Source organism: Virgibacillus halodenitrificans, assembly GCF_001878675.1.
GTDB lineage: Bacteria > Bacillota > Bacilli > Bacillales > Amphibacillaceae > Virgibacillus_Q > Virgibacillus_Q halodenitrificans.
In genome coordinates this window covers 2677177-2696347 of the sequence record NZ_CP017962.1, presented here as the reverse complement: position 1 = coordinate 2696347, position 19171 = coordinate 2677177, and the positions used below count along the sequence as shown (strand labels likewise).

The window sequence follows — 19171 nt, the reverse complement described above, 5'->3', positions numbered from 1 at the left end:
GGCTGATGAGCCTCCTCACGCTACGCGTTCCGGGGTCTCATTGAGGCCTCTCCTCCCGCAGGAGTCTCCATATTTCCCCTTCGCTAAGGTGTATATCTCAAAGCTATTAAAGATAAGAGCTACTTATTCAATACCTCAAATTAATCAATGGGGCCATCCACTTCCTTAAATTTAGTTATACTCTACGTCGCAGTTTTCTCCCACTGCGTGAAATACCTTGGTAAAAGAGCATCTTATTTCTTATAGCCCGCAGCTGCTTTATAACAAATCTTTATCCTATAGTATGGGATTTTTTAATTTTCTACGCGTACGGCAAGCTTGCTCACAATCCAGCGCTTAGCTGTTTCCTCGTCAATTTCGTATACTTTACCAGCACGCAGTAATTCACCATGATAAGCGGTTTGGACGTTCATTTTTACTTTAACCATGTTGATAGGCTCCTTTATTTATGAATAATTTCAGTATACATGAAAATGACCACAAAAATAAGTGGCAGCTAGTTAGTAGCAACCACTATAATAACTTTACTTTTCAATTATTTTTTCCATTGCTTTATCTATATCCGTTGTCGGTTGTTGACAGCTGAAATTTTCACATACATACACAGTGGTTTTATCTTCCAATTGTCTGTATTCTGCTGCAAATGGTGCAATAGTTATAAGGTCTTCTGATCTCTCAGTAACCAGTACGCTTACATTTGGCAAGAATGTTGTTTGTAGTATGTTTAATAGTTTTATACGTGCTGGATCATTTTTATTACCAATCACGACCACTTCCTTTGTTGCATTCTCTGTAAGTTGTAGACTTTGCATAAAGTAAGGAGCCGCTGAAGCCTGTCTATTTATATCATCATAAAAGGTATAATACATCGTTTCGACCTTATCTAGGAAATACATTTCGCCAGTTAATGAACCCATCCGCACGAGAGCCACAGCAGCAACACTGTTTCCAGAAGGGATCGCTCCATCATAAATTTCTTTATCTCTGGAAATTAATTCTTCACTGTCCTTCCCACTGAAGAAAAAGCCACCATCCTGTTCGTCCCAAAATAAGTCAATCATTTGCTCACTAAACTTCCTTGCTTGACTCAAATAATAAAGAGAAAAGGTTGTCTCATATAATTCCAAATAGGCAATGATCATGTGTGCATAATCATCTAAATAGGCATTATATTTAGTCTCTCCATCACGATACCGTGCTTTAAGACGATTTTGTTTAATAAGATTTTTTTCAATGAAGTTCATCGCTTTCTCAGCCATCATCGTATAGTTTTCGCTTTGAAAAACTTTTCCGGACTTGGCTAATGCTGCAATCATCATGCTGTTCCAGGCAGTTAGTATTTTATCATCAACATGTGGATAAACACGTTTTTCGCGCTCTTTCAGTAACTGCTCCTTTGCTGTTTCCAATTGTTGGAGTAGGTTCTTATCGCCCAGTATTTTTCTTAGGCTAACATTGATTGAATTTGGGATATTTTTCCCTTCAAAATTGCCGTAGGGTGTAATATCATACACTTCAGCAAAAATTTCTCCAACAGAATTGCCGAGGATATCGAATATTTCCTCTTCTTCCCACACATAATACTTTCCTTCTTCGCCTTCAGAATCTGCATCAATGGCTGAATAGAAGGCAGCTTCTCTGCTGGTCATCTCTCGCCTGATGAATGTAATAATTTCTTCACCGATTTTCTTATATAAAGGATGATCTGTAAGTTGGTAGGCCTCTGTGAACACGTTGAGTAAAAGTGCATTGTCGTAAAGCATTTTCTCGAAATGAGGGACAAGCCATTTCTCATCAGTTGAGTAGCGAGAAAAACCAAAACCAATTTGGTCATAGATCCCGCCCGAAGCCATGGATTGTAATGTCAATTCAACCATTTTTAAAGCAGCTGTTTTATCCGTAAAATAATAATGCCTCAGTAAAAATAAACTGTTTTGTGGCATAGGGAATTTAGGCGCACTGCCAAATCCACCATAATTAAAATCAAAGATTCTCCCCAGCTGGTGAAAAGCTTGATGAATAAAGTCATTATTCAATCTTTGCTTGCTTTTAGAAGAGACGGTTTTAGCTAATGCTTGTTTTACGCTATTCGTGACTTCGGTAATATGCTTCGGATCATTTGTGTATTTCAAATTTAATTGCTGAAGAGCTTCAACCAGACCTGGCCTGCCGTATTTAGATTGTTTTGGGAAGTAAGTCCCTGCGTAAAAAGGGACTTGATCTGGTGTCATAAAGATAGTTAGCGGCCAGCCTCCGTGACCTTCCATCATCTGACAGACCTTCATATATACAGCATCAACATCTGGACGTTCTTCTCTGTCGACTTTAATAGCCACATAATGTTTATTTAATAACGCAGCAACCTCATCGTCTTCAAAAGATTCATGTGCCATCACATGACACCAATGACAAGTACTATAGCCAATGCTTAGAAAAATGGGTTTTCCTTCTCTTTTGGCTTTATTAAAGGCGGCCTCACCCCAAGGATACCAATCTACCGGATTTGTGGCATGCTGAAGCAAATAAGGGGATTTTTCAGAGATTAATCGATTTGGTTTTCTGTTAGTAGTCATAATATATCACCTGCCGTTTTGAATGTGTCTAAAATTACCTTACCATATTCTGTGAAAAAATTTCCAAAGTTGTAAGCGGATAGCCAATCAATAATAAGTGATAAACAGCAGGCAACAAGAAGTAGGACCATATCGCTGCAATAAAGAATAATTAATATTTTGAAGCTGCAGTAAATCCTTTAATATCATGGATATGTCCATTGCTTTCTTTTGTCTTGAATTCTGTATAATGGATGTGATATCCATCGGGTAATTGAATTGGTGGTCCTGTATGTGCTTCATAATAGTGAAAATGTTCGTCATTAAAAGTAGTATTTCCATATACTTTATGATAATGTCCGTCCTTTGATTCGATGGCAGCTCCAGTCACTCCAAGATGTAAATGTGTATGACCATCTTCACAAATGGTAGCTCCAAAATATGCATGCGTGTGTCTATCGTTTTCTTTCATTTGATTCTGCTGTTCTCTTTCAATATTTTGAGGTGTGCCTTTAGGGTGATTTAAATTATATGGGTGTTGCATGAGGTTTTTGCTATAAGGAACACTGAACAGCTTAGGAGATATGCCATGGTACATATGATTTCCTCCCTGCTATAATTGTAATCTATACAATATATTCATGAAGCGTAATTTTAGGTAACAAATTGATAGAAATAAGAAGTCAATTTTTCATAACACATGTTAAGATAGAAGAAAAGTGAGGTGGGGGATTATGATCTATGAATTAAAAATAGTACTTAAAGATGTAGGACTTCCAGTATATAGGGATATTCAGCTTGATGGACAAACTACATTTGAAGAGTTGCACGAAATAATACAGGTTGCATTTGAATGGTCAGCATCTCATTTATTTGGGTTCTTTGTCGCTAGAACAAATGGAAAAGAAGTGAAGCGAATTAGAATGACATCAAAGGATGATCCCAATGAAAGTTTTTGGAGCCCCAGTATAAAGCAATCATCAACGTATTATATTGAAGAAGAAAATATTGCGGGATGGTTTCAAGTTGTTGGGGATCAAATTAATTATGTTTATGATTATGGGGATGATTGGCAACATGAAATTACCTTGACAAAAATTATTCAACCTAAAGAAGGGGACTCCTATCCCAGGTGTATTAATGCAAAAAATATTGCCCCACCAGAAGATAGCAGAGGAGAATTGTTGGCAGGCGATATTAATCTGGAGTTTGCTGACAGTAAAAAGTTAGTAGAAAAGGTGAACAACGATTTAGAAGTCGTTTTTGCAGATGAAGCGATTTATCCAGACATATGGGAAGAAGTATTAAAAACGGCGAAAGAGTTCCACAGACAAAAGCCTTGGAAGAATTTTCGGGATGATGAGGTTTTCACCATTGTGGATCCTGTCACTAAAGAAAATTTATTTTGTTCCGTACTTGGGGCAGGAGAAGAAACATTTGGTCTTGCGGTTTACATTGGACAAGCTGGACTTCAATCTTTAATTGAAACGGCAACGGGGGGAAGGGATTCATTCTCTATTATGCTGAAACAACGCAGTCTTCTGCTTAGCTTTGAAGATAGGGAAGACTTAGCAAGGAATGAGTATAAATTCATTAAATCATTTAATACTAATTTCCGTGGCAAAAAAGCATGGCCTTTATTCATAAGCTATGTTCCTGGCTACAATCCTTGGGAAATAGATGCTGAGGAAGCAAGACTATTAATAGTAGCGATGTCCCAAACCTTAGAAGTTTTAAAGGAGATCAAAAGTGGTCTTGAGCTCCCTGGATTTTTTGAGGGAAGTTCGATTGTCAAAGTCCCCTGCGAGCAGGCCGGAAATATTATATTCCAGAATGAGATATGGGATATCGAGCGTTTAATCCATGAGCAGACCGATTCCCAAGTTGAGTTAGAGATTTCTGAACTTAGCATTAAAAGACTGAAAAAAAATACAGAAAGAATAAAGGCTGAAATAGAATTTAATCTACAGTACGTAGATTTGCCTGTTCAAGAAGATCCAAACGAAAGACCAAGATTCCCTGTCTTATCCATCGCTGCAGATCATACACAAGGAATGGTTATTTATCAAGATCTTCTCGATACCACAATAGAGAATAAAACTGCTCAGCAACAACTTGTGAATTTATTCCAAACGATTGAAGGGATACCTGATCTTCTTTATATGAATGAACAAACTTTCCATCAGATTGAGCCACTGGTAGATGAGTTAAACCTTTCAGTAGAAATCACACAGGAGCTTACCATTATTAATGAGTTGGTCAATGGTTTACACAATAGTATACCACCTTTTTAAAGTTAAGGATTTGTAGCCAATGAAAATCAATTTTGCCAAGAAAGTTGTAAAATTGGCATAATTGCATTTGAAATATTATTGAAATTAATTCTCATTATCAATTAAACTTGATTTAACATGACATTGATAAAAGGTGAGGTGGATAATGGGGAACATATTGATATTATATGCCAGTTCGACTGGGAATACGGAATTAATGGCAGATGCGATAGAAAAGTACTTGCGAAAAATAGATTACCAGGTGATAAATAAAACATTTGAGTATGATCCAATTGACGTACATGATCTTCTTAAATATGATGGTCTTCTCATTGGCACATATACATGGGATGATGGAGAGCTACCATATGAAGTAGAAGATTTCTATGAAGAACTGGAAGATGTAGATCTTACAGGTAAATCTGTTGGCGTATTTGGATCTGGTGATTCCTTCTACGATACATTTGGAGGAGCAATTGATTTACTTGCTGATCGCTTGCAAAAATGTGGAGCTGATTTGCTTGATGAAAGACTTAAAGTAGATCTCACGCCAAAATCAGAAGACATAAAAAGGTGTGAGTTGTTTACACAAAAGTTAATAGATAGAATAGAGTAGTTTAAAATACATAGACTGTAAAATATAAATAAGATTTTACAGTCTATGTATTTTATTGTAATAAAATTTCAGAAAATACTTGTTATTTTAATTCTCCTCAGCTAATGTTATTTATAAGAACTAATAAGTAAGATGGCATCTCCTTCTATTTGTCGACTCACTAGTTGGATCTGCAGTTACGAACAGGAATTGTCTAGAGTCAGAATTTATTAGCTATAATAATTACATAAATGAGGTGACTAAGATGTCTCATATTAAGGGTGGATTAACCATAATTAAAGAAATGGTTAATCATTTGGCTCCATCAGAAAAAAAGATAGCGGAGCATATATTGAATAATCCAGAGGAATCTATTCTGCTTACAGCTTTAATGCTTGGTGAAAAGAGTAATACAAGCAGTGCAGCAGTAGTCCGTCTATGTAAATCACTCGGTTTCAGTGGCTTTCAAGAACTTAAGATTCGTGTTGCCGGGGATTTACAAGAAGAAGATGTACGCGGCTATCGAGACATAGACCCAGAGGAAGATGTAAAAACCATCATAGATAAGGTTACAAGTAACACTATTCAGACTCTAAGGGAAACCGTTGATATTCTAAACGAAAAAAACATACACGAAGCTGTTGCTCTATTAAGCAATGCACAATCCGTGTTATTTATCGGTGTAGGAGCCTCATATTTAGCTGCAAAAGATGCAGAACAAAAATTTATACGTATTAATAAAAATGCTCATGCATTTTCAGATGTGCATATGGCTGCTACGGCAATTGCTAATAAGGGCCCGAAAGATGTGGTTGTCGGAATCTCCTTCTCAGGGAATACGAAGGAAATCGCTAAATTACTTGAACTTGCTAAGCAAAATAAGATTAAAACGATTAGTATAACCAAATACGGAAATGCGTTAATCACTCCATTTACTGATATACCATTACATACTTCAGCAGCAAAAGAAGCAACCTTTCGAAGTGGAGCAACTTCTTCTCGAATTGCCCAGTTGCATGTTATTGATATTTTGTTAATGTGTCTGGCATCACAAGAGTATAAGCAAACGATTACCTATCTGGATGAGACAAGAAAAGCAGTTTCTTTTTTAAAAGGAGAAACTACTTAAAAATAGCTTTTGAAATAAAATTACTATTAACTTTAAAATTAGTTGACAAAATAGTTCAACATAACTATAATTAATAAAAATTAAGAAAATTTAAATTAAATAAAAATGTAAGCGGTTTATTTAACGTGAATATAAAGATAAGGGGGATGGCATATTCATGGAATTAGCGGGCTTAACAACTGAAAAGAGAAATACCAAAAGCTTGCAATTGGATCAAATGTCTTCTTTAGAAATATTAAAACTGATGAATGAAGAAGATAAAAAAGTGGCTTTAGCAATTGAGGCAATTTTGCCACAAGTGGATCTTGCTGTTAATAAAGTATTTCATTCCCTCTCCCTTGGAGGGAGGTTGTTCTATGTCGGAGCAGGCACAAGTGGCAGGCTTGGTGTGATGGACGCATCTGAATGTCCACCGACTTTTATGACCTCACCTGATTTGATTCAAGCTGTTATGGCTGGAGGAGAGCAAGCCTTTTTTAAAGCAATCGAAGGGTCAGAGGACGAGGAGGATCAAGCCATTCTTGATCTCAAAGCTAAATCGTTCACTAAGAAAGATGTGGTTATTGGAATAACAGCAAGCGGAAGAACTCCATATCCCATAGGAGCTGTTAAATATGCTAAAGAATTAGGAGCATATACTATTTCTTTATCAAGTAATAAAGAATCAGTAATAAGTAAATATGCAGATTGTAATATAGAAGTAATTGTGGGACCAGAAGTACTGACTGGTTCTACAAGATTAAAAGCTGCCTCAGCGCACAAAATGATCCTTAATATGATTAGTACTGCTACAATGGTTAAGCTTGGTAAGGTATATGAAAATTTAATGGTTGATGTACATGCGAGTAACTATAAATTAAGAGAACGAGCAAAGCGAAATATTATGGAGATTACCAATGTTACATATGAAGAGGCAGGGGAAGTACTACAACAAACTAATTATGAAGTGAAGCCCGCGATTGTCATGATTAAAGGTGATGTGTCGCTTTCTGTAGCAAGAAAGGCAATTGTTGAAAACAATGGATATGTAAGAAACGCAATAAAATCACTATCATCGTAAGAAGCAACATTAATAGATTAATAATCTATTAATGAGTTTCATATATTAAAAATATAAAGGGGGTAAATACATTGAAAAAAATAATCAATGTTCGCACGATGTTTTTGTTTGCAGTCATGTTAATGCTTGCGTTTGTAGTTGCGTGTTCATCAGATGACGGTGGCAATGAGGATAGCGGTTCCGATAAATCCGAAAATACAGCAGAAGGCGGTAATGGAGAAATCTCCGGGGATTTGGAAATTCAGTATTTTGTTGGTGGATATGGAGACTCGTGGTGGAAAGAAGTTATTGGGGATTTTAAAGAAAAATACCCTGATGTGAACGTGATTGAGCATGCAGGTCCTAATATTAATGATGAGATGCGTTCTAGATGGGTATCAAATGACCCGCCAGATGTTGTCTACATTGATGGTGCTGGATCTAGTGAAACTCAAATGGTAGAAGACGGTCAGTTGATGAATTTAACTGACTGGGTACAGGATATTGAACTGGATAATGGCGATAAGCTTGTTGATAGCTTTATCGTGGAGCCAGGTAAATTTGATGGGGAAATCTACTCTCTTCCATTAGTTTTTGATACATGGGGAACTTGGTATGACAAAGCATGGTTTGAAGAAGAAGGGTTTAAAGTTCCAAGTGACTTTGATAGCTTTATGAGCTCTATGCAAGAAATTAAAAAAGAAGCAGATATTGAACCTTTTGTAACCTCTGGTCAGCATCCTTATTATTTCCTCCGCGGCATGCTCTATCCAGCATTTGGCGCAGCAGGTGGAGATGAATTATTAGCAGATTTGATTACTGGTAAAGAGGGAGCCTGGACCAGTGATGTAGTTTTGGAAACAATGAAAAAGGTAGAAAAAATGCAAAAGGAAGGTATGTTTGATGAAGGGTTGGGAGCGTTGAACCATACCCAATCACAAATGAACTTCCTTCTACACGAAAATGCTTTTATTCCAGTAGGATTCTGGTTGCCTAATGAGATGGCAAATGACATACCTGATGGCTTAGAATTTGGTTTTATCCCTTCACCTATGCAAGATAAGGGAGAACCTTTCGCCATTGTACCTGATTTGCGTCCATTAGCAATTGCTGAGAACGCAGAGAACCCTGAAGCGGCTAAGGCTTTTGTTGAATTCGCTTTTACAAGAGATTATGCAATGTCCTTCTCTGAGCATACAGGAGCAATTATGAATATTACTGGGGTAGATTTGACTGAAAACGAAAATGTACCTAGCTACTTAACGGAAGCTAATGCTATGATTAATGATCCAGAGCAAGTACAAATCTATGAGAAGCCACACCCGATGAGTGCAGATTTAGAGACACCAATTGGCAATGCATTAATGTCCTTAATGTTAGGTAATATGTCTGCGGAAGAATTTGTTCAGGAAGCAGAAAAAGCTGCAGCGGATTACCGTAAATAAGAAAATGAGGCTGGTATGGGATATAGGGCATTTCCTTTGCTCCATGTCCCATACCGTTCATTTTTAAAAGGAAAGAGTGATGGAATGGTACAGTCAAAAAAACAAAAATATACTTTTTTGGCTTTTTGTTTGATTCCTACATTTATCATGTTTGCAATTTTTACTCTTTATCCACTGTTTAGTGGCTTATATTATTCATTTTTTGATTGGTCAGGCTCTTCACAGAATAAAGATTTTATAGGGATCGACAATTACATAAAGCTTTTTAATGATGCAATTATTCCCGGAACAATCATTCATGATTATTTTCTCGTGGCAACAAAAGTAATTGGTATTATGGTTATGGCATTATTTATCGCTGTGGCTTTAACACAATTGAAAATTAAGGAAGCCCCTTTTTATCGAATTGTTTTTTTCTTCCCAAATATTATGTCAGTTGTTGTAATAGGTATATTATGGACCTTTATCTATAACCCAAGTCTTGGTTTAATTAATTCGGGGTTAGAATTTATTGGACTTGAGAGTTGGGCAAGACCTTGGCTTGGAAGTGAAACATGGGCATTACCAAGTTTGGTGTTGCCATCCATCTGGGCTGGTATCGGCTTATTTATGCTAATGCTGATGGGAGGAATAGCTAATGTTTCTAAAAGTTATTATGAAGCTGCAGAAATTGATGGTGCTAATGAATGGCAGCAGTTTTGGAAAGTTACCCTCCCATTAATATGGCCACAGATTAAAATTTCCGTGCTTTATATTGTAATAACTACACTAAACGGTTCCTTTATTATTGTACAGGTTATGACTGGTGGGGGGCCAAATAACTCTACACATGTTATGGGATCATATTTATATCAACAAGCTTTTGTTCAATTCAATTTCGGATATGGAGCAACAATTGGAGTAATGATTCTTATATTCTCCTTACTAACAGTACTAATTCTGCAATTCTTTATGCGAAGAGACAAAGTGGAGTACTAAGATAGAAGAAATAGCAAAGGAGGAAACGAAGGTGAAAAGAAGTGTTGGTCAAATCCTTGGAAGAACAGGGATACGAATTCCTCTGATTTTATGGACAATAGCTGTGTTGTACCCAATTCTTTGGATGTTTCTCGGGGCGTTTAAGTCAAACGCTGAAATTTACAGAAATCCCTGGGGGTTTCCGGAAAGCTTTAGCTGGCAAAACTTTATTGATGCATGGAACAACTATAATATAGATACAAGCGTCTTTAATAGTTTATTCGTTACCGTGTTGGGAGCAGTAATTACATTGGTGCTAGCTATTCCAACTGCATACGCAATTGAACGATTGAATTTTAGAGGAAGTCGGTTTTTATTTACATTGTATGTATCTGCTATGATGATTCCTATGGTATTAGGCTGGATCCCATTATTCTTTTTATTAATGAAACTAAACTTGCTTGATAATATTATTGGTCTGTCTATTGTTTATGCGGTTAGTCAGTTACCATTTACGATTTTTGTTTTAACAAGTTTTATGAGTACAATACCTAAATCCTTAGAAGAGTCGGCAGCGATGGATGGTCTGTCTCCGTATGGAGTGCTATGGAAGATTATTACTCCTCTAAGTATGTCAGGGATTATCACAGTGACTATTATGAATGCGATACAATTTTGGAATGAATACTTTATGGCACTAATCTTTTTGCAAACACAGGAAAATTACACATTAGCTCTAGCAATTGATTTTATAAGCAGTGAGGCGCAATATACGAACGCATGGGGCACATTATTTGCAAGTCTGGTCATAGCAATTACTCCTGTTATTATATTATATGCCATTTTCCAGCAAAGGATTGCAAAGGGAATGACAGAAGGTGCAATTAAAGGGTAGGATTGATAAAAACAGCATCCCTATAAGCGGATGCTGTTTTTTCGGTTCTCATATATGCTGAGACTATTCAATGATATTAGTATAATAGGTAGTCTTTGCGTAGTTTCTCAAAGTCTTTCAACTCGTGTTTCCATTGCTTTTGAATTTCCTTTACAGATGATCCGCTTTCGATTGCTTCGCGAACCCAACCATTGCCAATTAGATTATCAAAAAACGAAATACCTGAACTGTTTTCTGCTCGAAATGCAAAATCCTCCGGATACATGTCATGAATTGTTTTTACAATGTGCAGTCCAGTTTCTACAGGCTTATATGCTTTCTTATTTGTTACATGAATTTGGATGCCATGACTTAATTTGCCGCTATGCTTTGAAAAGGATGGTGTAAAAGAGGCTGCACGGAATTTCACTCCCGGCAAATTCTTCTTAGATAATTCTGCAGCAAGGTCTGTTCCATTAATAAAAGGTGCACCGATAAGCTCAAAAGGTTTCGTTGTCCCACGGCCTTCTGATACATTGGTCCCCTCAATTAAAGCTGCACCCGGATACACAATTGCTGTCGTCAGTGTTGGCATATTTGGAGATGGTAAAACGAATTCCAGACCGGTATCATCGTAATACATATTTCTTTTCCAACCATTCATTTTTACTACTTTCAAGTCAGCATCAATCTGAAACTCTTCATTAAATAACTCTGCCAATTCACCGACGGTCATACCGTGGCGTAATGGTATTGGATATTTTCCGACAAAAGATGCATAATCGGGGTCAAGCACCGGGCCTTCTACTTTATGACCACCAAGCGGATTTGGGCGGTCAAGCACAATAAATGGAATGTCGTTTTCCTGTGCTGCTTCCATTGCGTAAGCCATTGTATAAATATACGTATAGAAACGTGTTCCTACATCCTGGATATCGAAAAGCAATACATCAATGCCCTCGAGCATTTCAGGTGTTGGTTTACGTGTCTTTCCATATAAACTGTATACAGGTAAGCCGGTCTCATCATCCAAATAGTACTCCACATATTCACCTGCCTGTGCGTCACCACGCACCCCATGTTCCGGACCGTAAAGTGCTGTAAGATCGACGTCAGGGTCATTATGCAATAGATCAACAATACTGTTTAAATCCTGATCAACTCCTGTAGGGTTGGTAATTAAACCAACCCGTTTTCCTTCAATAAGGCTTTTTTGTTCTTCAAGTAAAATTTCCACTCCCAATTTTAGCTCGTTTGAATTTCCTTCCTCTTTTCTTTTTTCCTTTCCTTTATCAGCAAATACAGCAGTGAGGGAACTTAAGATCAGAAGTGCCGTAAAAAACATAATAAACGATTTTTTCATTTTCCAACACACTCCTTTAATTATAAAAATGAATTTTTCTTAATAAGAAAGGCCTGTTCCAAAGTTATACAAAATGTCACCATATTGGTTAGGAATCGTGACAGGCAGAAGGCCAGTAGGGTTATTTTCACCAAACAATGTTGCTGCTGTAGCCCGGAAGCTTGCATCTCTGAAACCATATTGAGCAATGAAGGCATCAATTTCTGGATATGCCATAATATCATATGGGTTTCGAATTGCTACTCCTGTGACAGGTGCTTCTACATGTTCTATCAACTGATTTACCAACTGCATTTGTGAACTTTCTGGTGATCGTCCGTTGACGTTATACGTATATGTTCCTACAATTACAGTTGCAGCTTCTTGTAATTGAGCAAGCTGACTATTGGAAATTGGTCCGGTAGCCTGTATCAATTCTGTGTTCGCATGGTGACTTTTCACTGCGTTGAAAAGATCTGTAATAAATGTGTTGCCAACTACAACAACTTTATCCTCTGATGAGAGAGAAAGGGGTAGAATAGCATCATTCTTTACAAGTGTTATTGAGTGGTCAGCTGCTTTTTTCTCAACCTCTTTATGTTGATCTGAGCCAACAATCTGCTCCGCATTCTTTATCTTTGCAGAGATTGGTAATGGATTCTTTTTCTTGATGATCCCACGATTAATCTTTAACTTGAGTATCCGTTCTACAGAAGCACTTACACGTGCTTCTGTTATTTCACCAGTTTCTACAGCCTCGTATAATCCTTCTGCTACTTCTTCCAGTCCCACAGGCATTAAGATTATATCAGTACCAGCATTCACTGCTCGAATCACTGCGTCAACAGAGCCGAAATGATCGGAGATTGCCTTCATATTCAAAGCATCGGTAATAATCAATCCATCATAATTCATTTCTTCACGCATTAACTCTGTCAGTACTTTATAGGAAAGGGTGGCAGGTAATGAAATTTCCGAGCCATCTTTTTTTGAAATAACCTTTGTGTTATCTATTTTTGGAAAAGTTACGTGTGCTGTCATAACAGCATCTATTTCATTATTCATTGCTTGTTGAAATGGATATAGTTCCACTTTTTTTAAACGTTCTAAATCGTAAGGCACTTCAGGCACTCCTAAATGGGAATCAACCGCTGTATCTCCATGGCCTGGAAAATGCTTTGCAGTTGCTGCTACTCCAGTGTTTTGTAATCCTTTGGAATAGGCCACTCCTAGATCAGCAACAAGTTTAGGATCTTCACCAAATGAACGTACACCAATTACAGGATTATCAGGATTATTATTAACATCTAATACAGGGGCCAGATTCATATTGATACCAAGTGCGTTCAGCTCTTCGCCAATTACTTCTCCAACTTGTGCTGATAATTCCGGGGAACGAGTAGCACCCAATGCCATGTTTCCCGGCATGTCAGTTCCGGATTGCAAGCGTGTCACAATGCCTCCTTCCTGATCTATTGTCATCATGAGGCCATAATTTTCAGCGGCGTTTTGATAGTCCGCTACAAGTTTTGTTGTTTGTTCTGTTGTCACTACGTTTTCTCTAAAAAGAATAATCCCACCTAAATGATAATCTTTCACTAACTGTTCAATTTCAGGAAGCATCTCCGTTACGTCTTCACCATCCCATTTACGGAAGTCAGGCATTAACATCTGCCCGATTTTTTCTTTAATAGTCATATGCTCGACTGCTTGTTCAATGAGATTATAGCGTTCTCCCTTACTCTTTAGAACAAGTTGTTTTCCTTTTTTATGATGGACGGCGATTTGATCTGTAAATTTACCATCTGATACAGTAATCCAAGAGCGGCCATTTTGACCAGTAAAAGTAACCTTTCCATTCTGGTCTACAGTAGCAACATTTTTATTACGTGAACTCCAAGTTATATCTTTATTTATCTCTGTGAAATGTCCATCCTTATAAAGGTGTAACGCTTGTAAATCAATGTGGTTATTTTCTGCGTTTATTTCTGCTTCAGGTATATTTTGTAAAATTATGACATCATTTATGTGGTTTTCTGCCTCTGCAGAAATTAGAGTAGTACTAAGAGAACTAAAAATTATGATAGTAAGCAATATAATAAGAAAGCTCGTCTTTTTAGAAAACATTATTATAAACCTCCTTTAATGCTTTTTAGTAAGCTCTTTTTGTCCAATCGTCACTTTTCAAGGAAAGAGGTAGTTTTCGTCCTTCTTTAGTTTCTAATCCCAGATTAGTAACATACCAACCTCTGCCATTATTATAAGCATCTGTTTCATAGTTGAAACGAAGATGGGTTGCATGTGCAGGAATTTGAATTTCTGTGGTCTTCCACCCTACACTACTACCAGTGAAAGGAGAATGAACAGGAGACCAATTCTTTCCATCACTTGATATCTCAACGAAACCTTTATCGTAATTTTTTTCCGTTCGATACCATGTATCAAATGTGAGGACCGCAGCTTGATTGTTTGTTAATTCGGCTGTAAGCGTTCGATTTAATTGATCACCAAATCCTGAAAACCATGCTTTTTCATTACCAGGAATACTAACAGGTATGGCATCTGCAACTTGCCGGGCAAACTGGCGTCTTGCTGGATTAGTGGAGACTGTTTCCCTTGTCGGATGTACTCGGTTTGTCAATAGAATGGCAATGGCGCCATTGTTACGGTTAATAACAAGTGAGGTTCCTGTATAACCAGTATGTCCTATGGAGCTGGCTTCAGATAAACCATCCATGTACCAGTTTTGCGAAAGCTCCCAACCAAGACCGTGTTCATCTCCTGGAAATTGTGGAATTTGGTTATTTACTAATAGAGATACTGTTTCAGGCTGAAGTATTTGTTTGCCGCCGTAGCGACCATCGTTTATGAACATATGTGCGAGTTTTGCTAAATCTTTTGCAGTAGAAAACACACCAGCATGTCCAGCTATTCCATCAAGCGACCAGGCACTTTCATCGTGCACCTCGCCCCAAACGAGTCCTCTATTCGTCCATGGCTGAAATTCTGTTGCGGCAATTCTTTGTTTTAAATGCTTCGGTGGGTTGTACATCGTGTCATTCATTTTTAATGGTTTAGTAATCTTATCAGCTACAAATTCATCTAATCTTTGTCCGGAAAGTCGTTCTATTAGTGCACCTAATGTGATCATATTTAGATCACTGTAGGTATAAGTCGAACCAGGTTCATTACTTAGCGGGTATTGAAAAACATATTGTAGTCGATCTTCACGATTTTCACCTATTGTGTAGAGAGGAATCCATGGCTTAAAGCCGGAAGTATGTGTCATGAGTTGCTCAATCGTTACATTTTGTTTTCCATTTTCAGCAAATTCGGGGATATATTTAGCTACTGGATCATCTAACTCAAAATAATCTTCTTCATACAGTTTCATAGCCGCAGTAGTTGTAAATATTTTGCTAATGGAAGCAAGATCGAAAATGGTGTCCTTTCTCATAGATATAGAGTTCTCAGCTAATGTCCCTTCATAATCGGTATAACGAAATGCATCTCCATATGCTTCATGTTGAACAATATGACCTCTTCGGGCGACTAGTGTAACGGCACCGGGCATTGCATTCTTATTGATCATCTTCAACATAACTTGGTCAATATCCGATAACGGTCCCTTAATCATGCCGGCTCCACGGGCAGAACCGGGGTGAAGCACCGGTGAAGTAGGGCCTGGAGTACCCCAGGAAAAGACAGGATGAGCCTTTTGAGCTACGGCTTGTTTTTTATCTCTTGTCTCAATCGTTGGTGCAGGGGGGGTATCAGCTTCGGCATTAATGTTTGGTTGCGAGCTAAAGATTATACTGGTGGACAACAAGAGGGAAAAAGACAAATAAGCTGTTTTTCTCATATGATTCCTCCTTTAGTAATTGAAAGCAACTTGATAGTTTTGATTTAATATGTAAATGCTTTCATTAAAACAAGATTAACCCAAACATTGCTTATAAGTATATGGGCTCAAGGTTCTGAATTTAACGAAAAATTTAAATATATAGTACTTAAAAACCGGGTAAAAAGAGTTATTATTGAAAAGGCCAGCATCTCAAGTTAAAAATATTGCATACTTGTAATCTGCTTACCATAAAACTAATTAAACAGTAAATTTAATAATTTTTGATTTTATAAAATATTTAGTTTAAACTAAAAGAATCAAGGTAATAGGTAAAAAGAACTTTCTTTAATTCAATAGGAGGGGTTTAGATGGAATTTGCTATTAGTGGCTGGACATTATTCTGGTTTGCTGTTCCCATGCCATTGCTAATTGTTTGGGCAACAATAACCTTTTTCACGGAGAAGGGAAGTGAAAAAGAATGAATCCAACTTTAGTAACGTTTATTGCTTATCTTATTGTGATGATCGCAATTGGTCTCATTACATATCGAATGACTCACACTCTATCAGACTATGTACTTGGAGGAAGGAAATTAAATAGTTGGGTAACCGCTTTTTCAGCCGCAGCCAGTGATTTTAGTGGGTGGCTATTAATCGGGCTACCTGGTGCTGCTTATGCTGCAGGCCTTGGAACTTGGAGCTTGTGGATTGCGGTGGGTTTGGCAATCGGTGCAATGATCAACTGGCAGTATGTTGCCAAGCGATTACGAATTTATACAGAATACTCAAATGATTCGATTACACTTCCACAGTTTTTTGAAAATCGGTATAGAGATAAATCGCATTTATTGCGGGTTATATCCGCACTTTTCATTCTAGCATTTTTCTTGTTTTACACTGCATCGGGGCTTGTCGCAGGGGCAAAGCTTTTCCAAGGAACCTTTGATGTCAGTTATCATTTTTCATTGACCTTGGGCGCAATTATAATTGTAGCCTATACTTTTTTAGGGGGTTTTTTGGCAGTAAGTATTACTGATTTTATTCAGGGTGCATTAATGTCTGCAGCACTAGCGTTTACGGCAATTTATGGGCTTATATCTATAGGTGGATTTGGAGAACTGTTTAATCAGCTAGGCTCGATTGATCCAAGTCTAATAAATGCTTTTGCAGATACTGCATACGATCAGCCTAATGGGGTGTTTTGGGATTCAGCAGGCGCGATTGGAGCTGTAGGAATTATTTCTGCTCTTGCATGGGGGCTCGGCTATTTCGGTCAGCCACATATATTAGCTCGTTTTATGGCAATTCGTTCCCACAAAGAAATTAGAAAAGCAAGATTGATTAGCGTCAGTTTAGGTCTTGTTATCCCTTTATACGGCTCTTTAATTGTTGGAATGTTAGGGATTGTAACCTTTGATCAACCACTTGCAGATTCAGAGCAAGTGTTTATTCAACTCGTACAGGTGGTCTATAATCCTTGGATCGCCGGAATATTATTAGCAGCTGTTCTAGCTGCAATAATGAGTACAGTAGATTCTCAACTTCTTGTATCGTCCAGTGCGCTATCTGAAGACTTCTACCGGAGATATTTCCGAAAGCAAGCCAGTGATAAGGAACTTGTTTGGGTAGGAAGGATTTCAGTTCTCGTTATTGCCATTGTTGCCGTACTAATTGCATGGAACGAAACAAGTTCTGTACTCAACTTGGTAGGATATGCATGGGCTGGATTCGGTGCCACCTTTGGACCGCCAATTCTCTTTTCTTTATTTTGGCGTAAAACGTCTCGCAATGGGATTGTAGCGGGAATGTTAGTTGGTGGATTAACTGTATTTATATGGCCAATGACCGGGTCAGCATTATATGAAATGGTCCCAGGCTTTGCGTTTTCTTGTATTGCAATAATAATCTTTAGTCTGCTTGGCGGTGGGCCATCTAAAGAAGTTGTTGAAGAATATGATAAAGTTGCTGGTGTAAAATAATAATCTAGGAGTGTTCGCAGATGAGTCAAAATAAACTTTACGGTAATACACCATGTTTTTTGGAAGGAAAAAAGGTAAACCTAAAAGATAATTCCACTAACGATCAGGATGTACTTATTTATGGTGTTCCTTGGGAAGGTGCGGTTACATGGGGAGATTATACTGGATGTGAACTTGGTCCTAAAGTAATCAGATTAAATTCAGCACGTTACTCTGGATATTTACCTGAATTAGATGGAATTGATGTGTTGAGTCATTATAAAATTGGTGATCTCGGTGATGTTGATGTCTTACCGGCAGATACAATCGAAACAATGAATCGCATTGAAAATTTTGCTAGCGAAGTTTGGAAAACAAATAAATTTCCTGTAGCATTTGGTGGCGATCATGGTATTACCTATCCAATTGTAAAAGCATTAAGTGAAGAAGTGGATGGGCAGGTAGGTATTATTCATTTGGATGCCCACTACGATAACTATAAAGATTATCAAGGTGATTTATATGCTAGAAGCACACCATTCCATCGTATTTATGAGAGTGAAAGCGTTAGGAATGAAAGTATTGTTCATATGGGCATTCACGGTCCAAGAAATGCACCGGAAACAGGGAAATATGCTGAAGAAGTCGGTGCCACCACAATTTCCGTAAGAGAAATACGAAAAGCGAAAGATTTAGCAGAACTTGCAAAGAAAGCTTATGACATTGCCAGTAAAGGAACGGAAGCAGTTTATTTAAGTATTTGCAGTGATGTACTTGATTTCGCTTTTAATCCAGGTGGACCTGTAGATGGTAACGGACTAACATCATTTGAACTATTAGAGCTTGTCCACGAGTTTGCAAAGTTAGGTATTCGTGGAATGGATTATGTAGAAGTTTATCCACAGCAGGACACAAATGACAATTCATCCCATTTTGTAACATATGCGGTATTATACGCGCTTGCAGGGAATATTCTGCATGAACAAATGAAGGGATGATAGATTGATAAACGGAAGACCGCTCTATTCTAGGGCGGTTTTTCTAATTGCTTAGTAAACTCTAAGAGTAGGAGCAATATAAATTAAATCGTGGAATGATAGACATTAAGTCTCGCAAAAGATTTGGAATGTCTATCATTAAGTCCATGATGGACATTAAGGGGCG

The 19171-nt window shown here is 37.6% G+C and carries 15 protein-coding genes; 9 read left to right on the top strand and 6 right to left on the bottom strand.

Annotated features, from left to right (window positions below):
* Positions 1-293 precede the first annotated feature (293 nt).
* The 3 genes from BME96_RS20070 to BME96_RS13955 form a co-directional block, all read right to left on the bottom strand.
* Positions 294-428, bottom strand: coding sequence for a hypothetical protein (locus tag BME96_RS20070; RefSeq protein ID WP_019376023.1), 135 nt, complete (start codon positions 426-428; stop codon positions 294-296).
* Between the two features lie 96 nt (positions 429-524).
* The gene (locus tag BME96_RS13960; protein WP_019376024.1) at positions 525-2573 is read right to left on the bottom strand and encodes a thioredoxin domain-containing protein; all 2049 of its coding nucleotides are present in this window, start codon (positions 2571-2573) and stop codon (positions 525-527) included.
* 151 nt (positions 2574-2724) lie between these two features.
* Positions 2725-3150 carry a YmaF family protein gene (locus BME96_RS13955; RefSeq protein ID WP_083547473.1) on the bottom strand — a complete coding sequence of 142 codons (426 nt, stop codon included), beginning with the start codon at positions 3148-3150 and terminating at the stop codon, positions 2725-2727.
* Between the two features lie 136 nt (positions 3151-3286).
* Between BME96_RS13955 and BME96_RS13950 the strand changes: the two genes are divergently transcribed.
* The 7 genes from BME96_RS13950 (at position 3287) to BME96_RS13920 (ending at position 10885) form a co-directional block, all read left to right on the top strand.
* A complete protein-coding gene (locus BME96_RS13950; protein WP_071649341.1) occupies positions 3287-4846 on the top strand; it encodes a plasmid pRiA4b ORF-3 family protein in 1560 nt (519 codons plus the stop codon).
* A gap of 145 nt (positions 4847-4991) precedes the next feature.
* Positions 4992-5441, top strand: a complete 450-nt coding sequence (locus BME96_RS13945) for a flavodoxin (protein WP_071649340.1) — start codon at positions 4992-4994, stop codon at positions 5439-5441.
* A gap of 244 nt (positions 5442-5685) precedes the next feature.
* The gene (locus BME96_RS13940; RefSeq protein ID WP_071649339.1) at positions 5686-6549 is read left to right on the top strand and encodes a MurR/RpiR family transcriptional regulator; all 864 of its coding nucleotides are present in this window, start codon (positions 5686-5688) and stop codon (positions 6547-6549) included.
* Between the two features lie 157 nt (positions 6550-6706).
* Positions 6707-7609, top strand: coding sequence for an N-acetylmuramic acid 6-phosphate etherase (murQ, locus tag BME96_RS13935; RefSeq protein WP_019376029.1), 903 nt, complete (start codon positions 6707-6709; stop codon positions 7607-7609).
* A gap of 98 nt (positions 7610-7707) precedes the next feature.
* Positions 7708-9033: an ABC transporter substrate-binding protein gene (locus BME96_RS13930; protein WP_071650010.1), complete on the top strand. Its 1326-nt coding sequence runs from the start codon at positions 7708-7710 to the stop codon at positions 9031-9033.
* An 84-nt stretch (positions 9034-9117) separates the two neighbouring features.
* The gene (locus tag BME96_RS13925; RefSeq protein WP_026041315.1) at positions 9118-10011 is read left to right on the top strand and encodes a carbohydrate ABC transporter permease; all 894 of its coding nucleotides are present in this window, start codon (positions 9118-9120) and stop codon (positions 10009-10011) included.
* 31 nt (positions 10012-10042) lie between these two features.
* On the top strand, positions 10043-10885 hold the full coding sequence (locus BME96_RS13920) for a carbohydrate ABC transporter permease (protein WP_071649338.1): 843 nt from the start codon (positions 10043-10045) through the stop codon (positions 10883-10885).
* Positions 10886-10961: 76 nt separating this feature from the next.
* Here BME96_RS13920 and BME96_RS13915 read toward each other — a convergent pair whose 3' ends face one another.
* From BME96_RS13915 to BME96_RS13905, 3 genes are read right to left on the bottom strand one after another with little or no spacing between them, the layout of a single operon-like run.
* Positions 10962-12227, bottom strand: coding sequence for an exo-beta-N-acetylmuramidase NamZ family protein (locus tag BME96_RS13915; RefSeq protein WP_071649337.1), 1266 nt, complete (start codon positions 12225-12227; stop codon positions 10962-10964).
* Between the two features lie 39 nt (positions 12228-12266).
* Positions 12267-14333: a glycoside hydrolase family 3 protein gene (locus BME96_RS13910; RefSeq protein ID WP_083547472.1), complete on the bottom strand. Its 2067-nt coding sequence runs from the start codon at positions 14331-14333 to the stop codon at positions 12267-12269.
* A gap of 25 nt (positions 14334-14358) precedes the next feature.
* Positions 14359-16068, bottom strand: a complete 1710-nt coding sequence (locus BME96_RS13905) for a serine hydrolase domain-containing protein (protein ID WP_071649335.1) — start codon at positions 16066-16068, stop codon at positions 14359-14361.
* Between the two features lie 460 nt (positions 16069-16528).
* Here BME96_RS13905 and putP point away from each other — a divergent pair, with 460 nt between their 5' ends.
* Together putP and BME96_RS13895 are read left to right on the top strand one after the other, a co-directional pair.
* Positions 16529-18028 carry a sodium/proline symporter PutP gene (gene putP / locus BME96_RS13900; RefSeq protein ID WP_060678470.1) on the top strand — a complete coding sequence of 500 codons (1500 nt, stop codon included), beginning with the start codon at positions 16529-16531 and terminating at the stop codon, positions 18026-18028.
* Between the two features lie 20 nt (positions 18029-18048).
* Positions 18049-19005 carry an agmatinase family protein gene (locus BME96_RS13895; protein WP_060678471.1) on the top strand — a complete coding sequence of 319 codons (957 nt, stop codon included), beginning with the start codon at positions 18049-18051 and terminating at the stop codon, positions 19003-19005.
* The last annotated feature ends 166 nt before the right edge of the window (positions 19006-19171 follow it).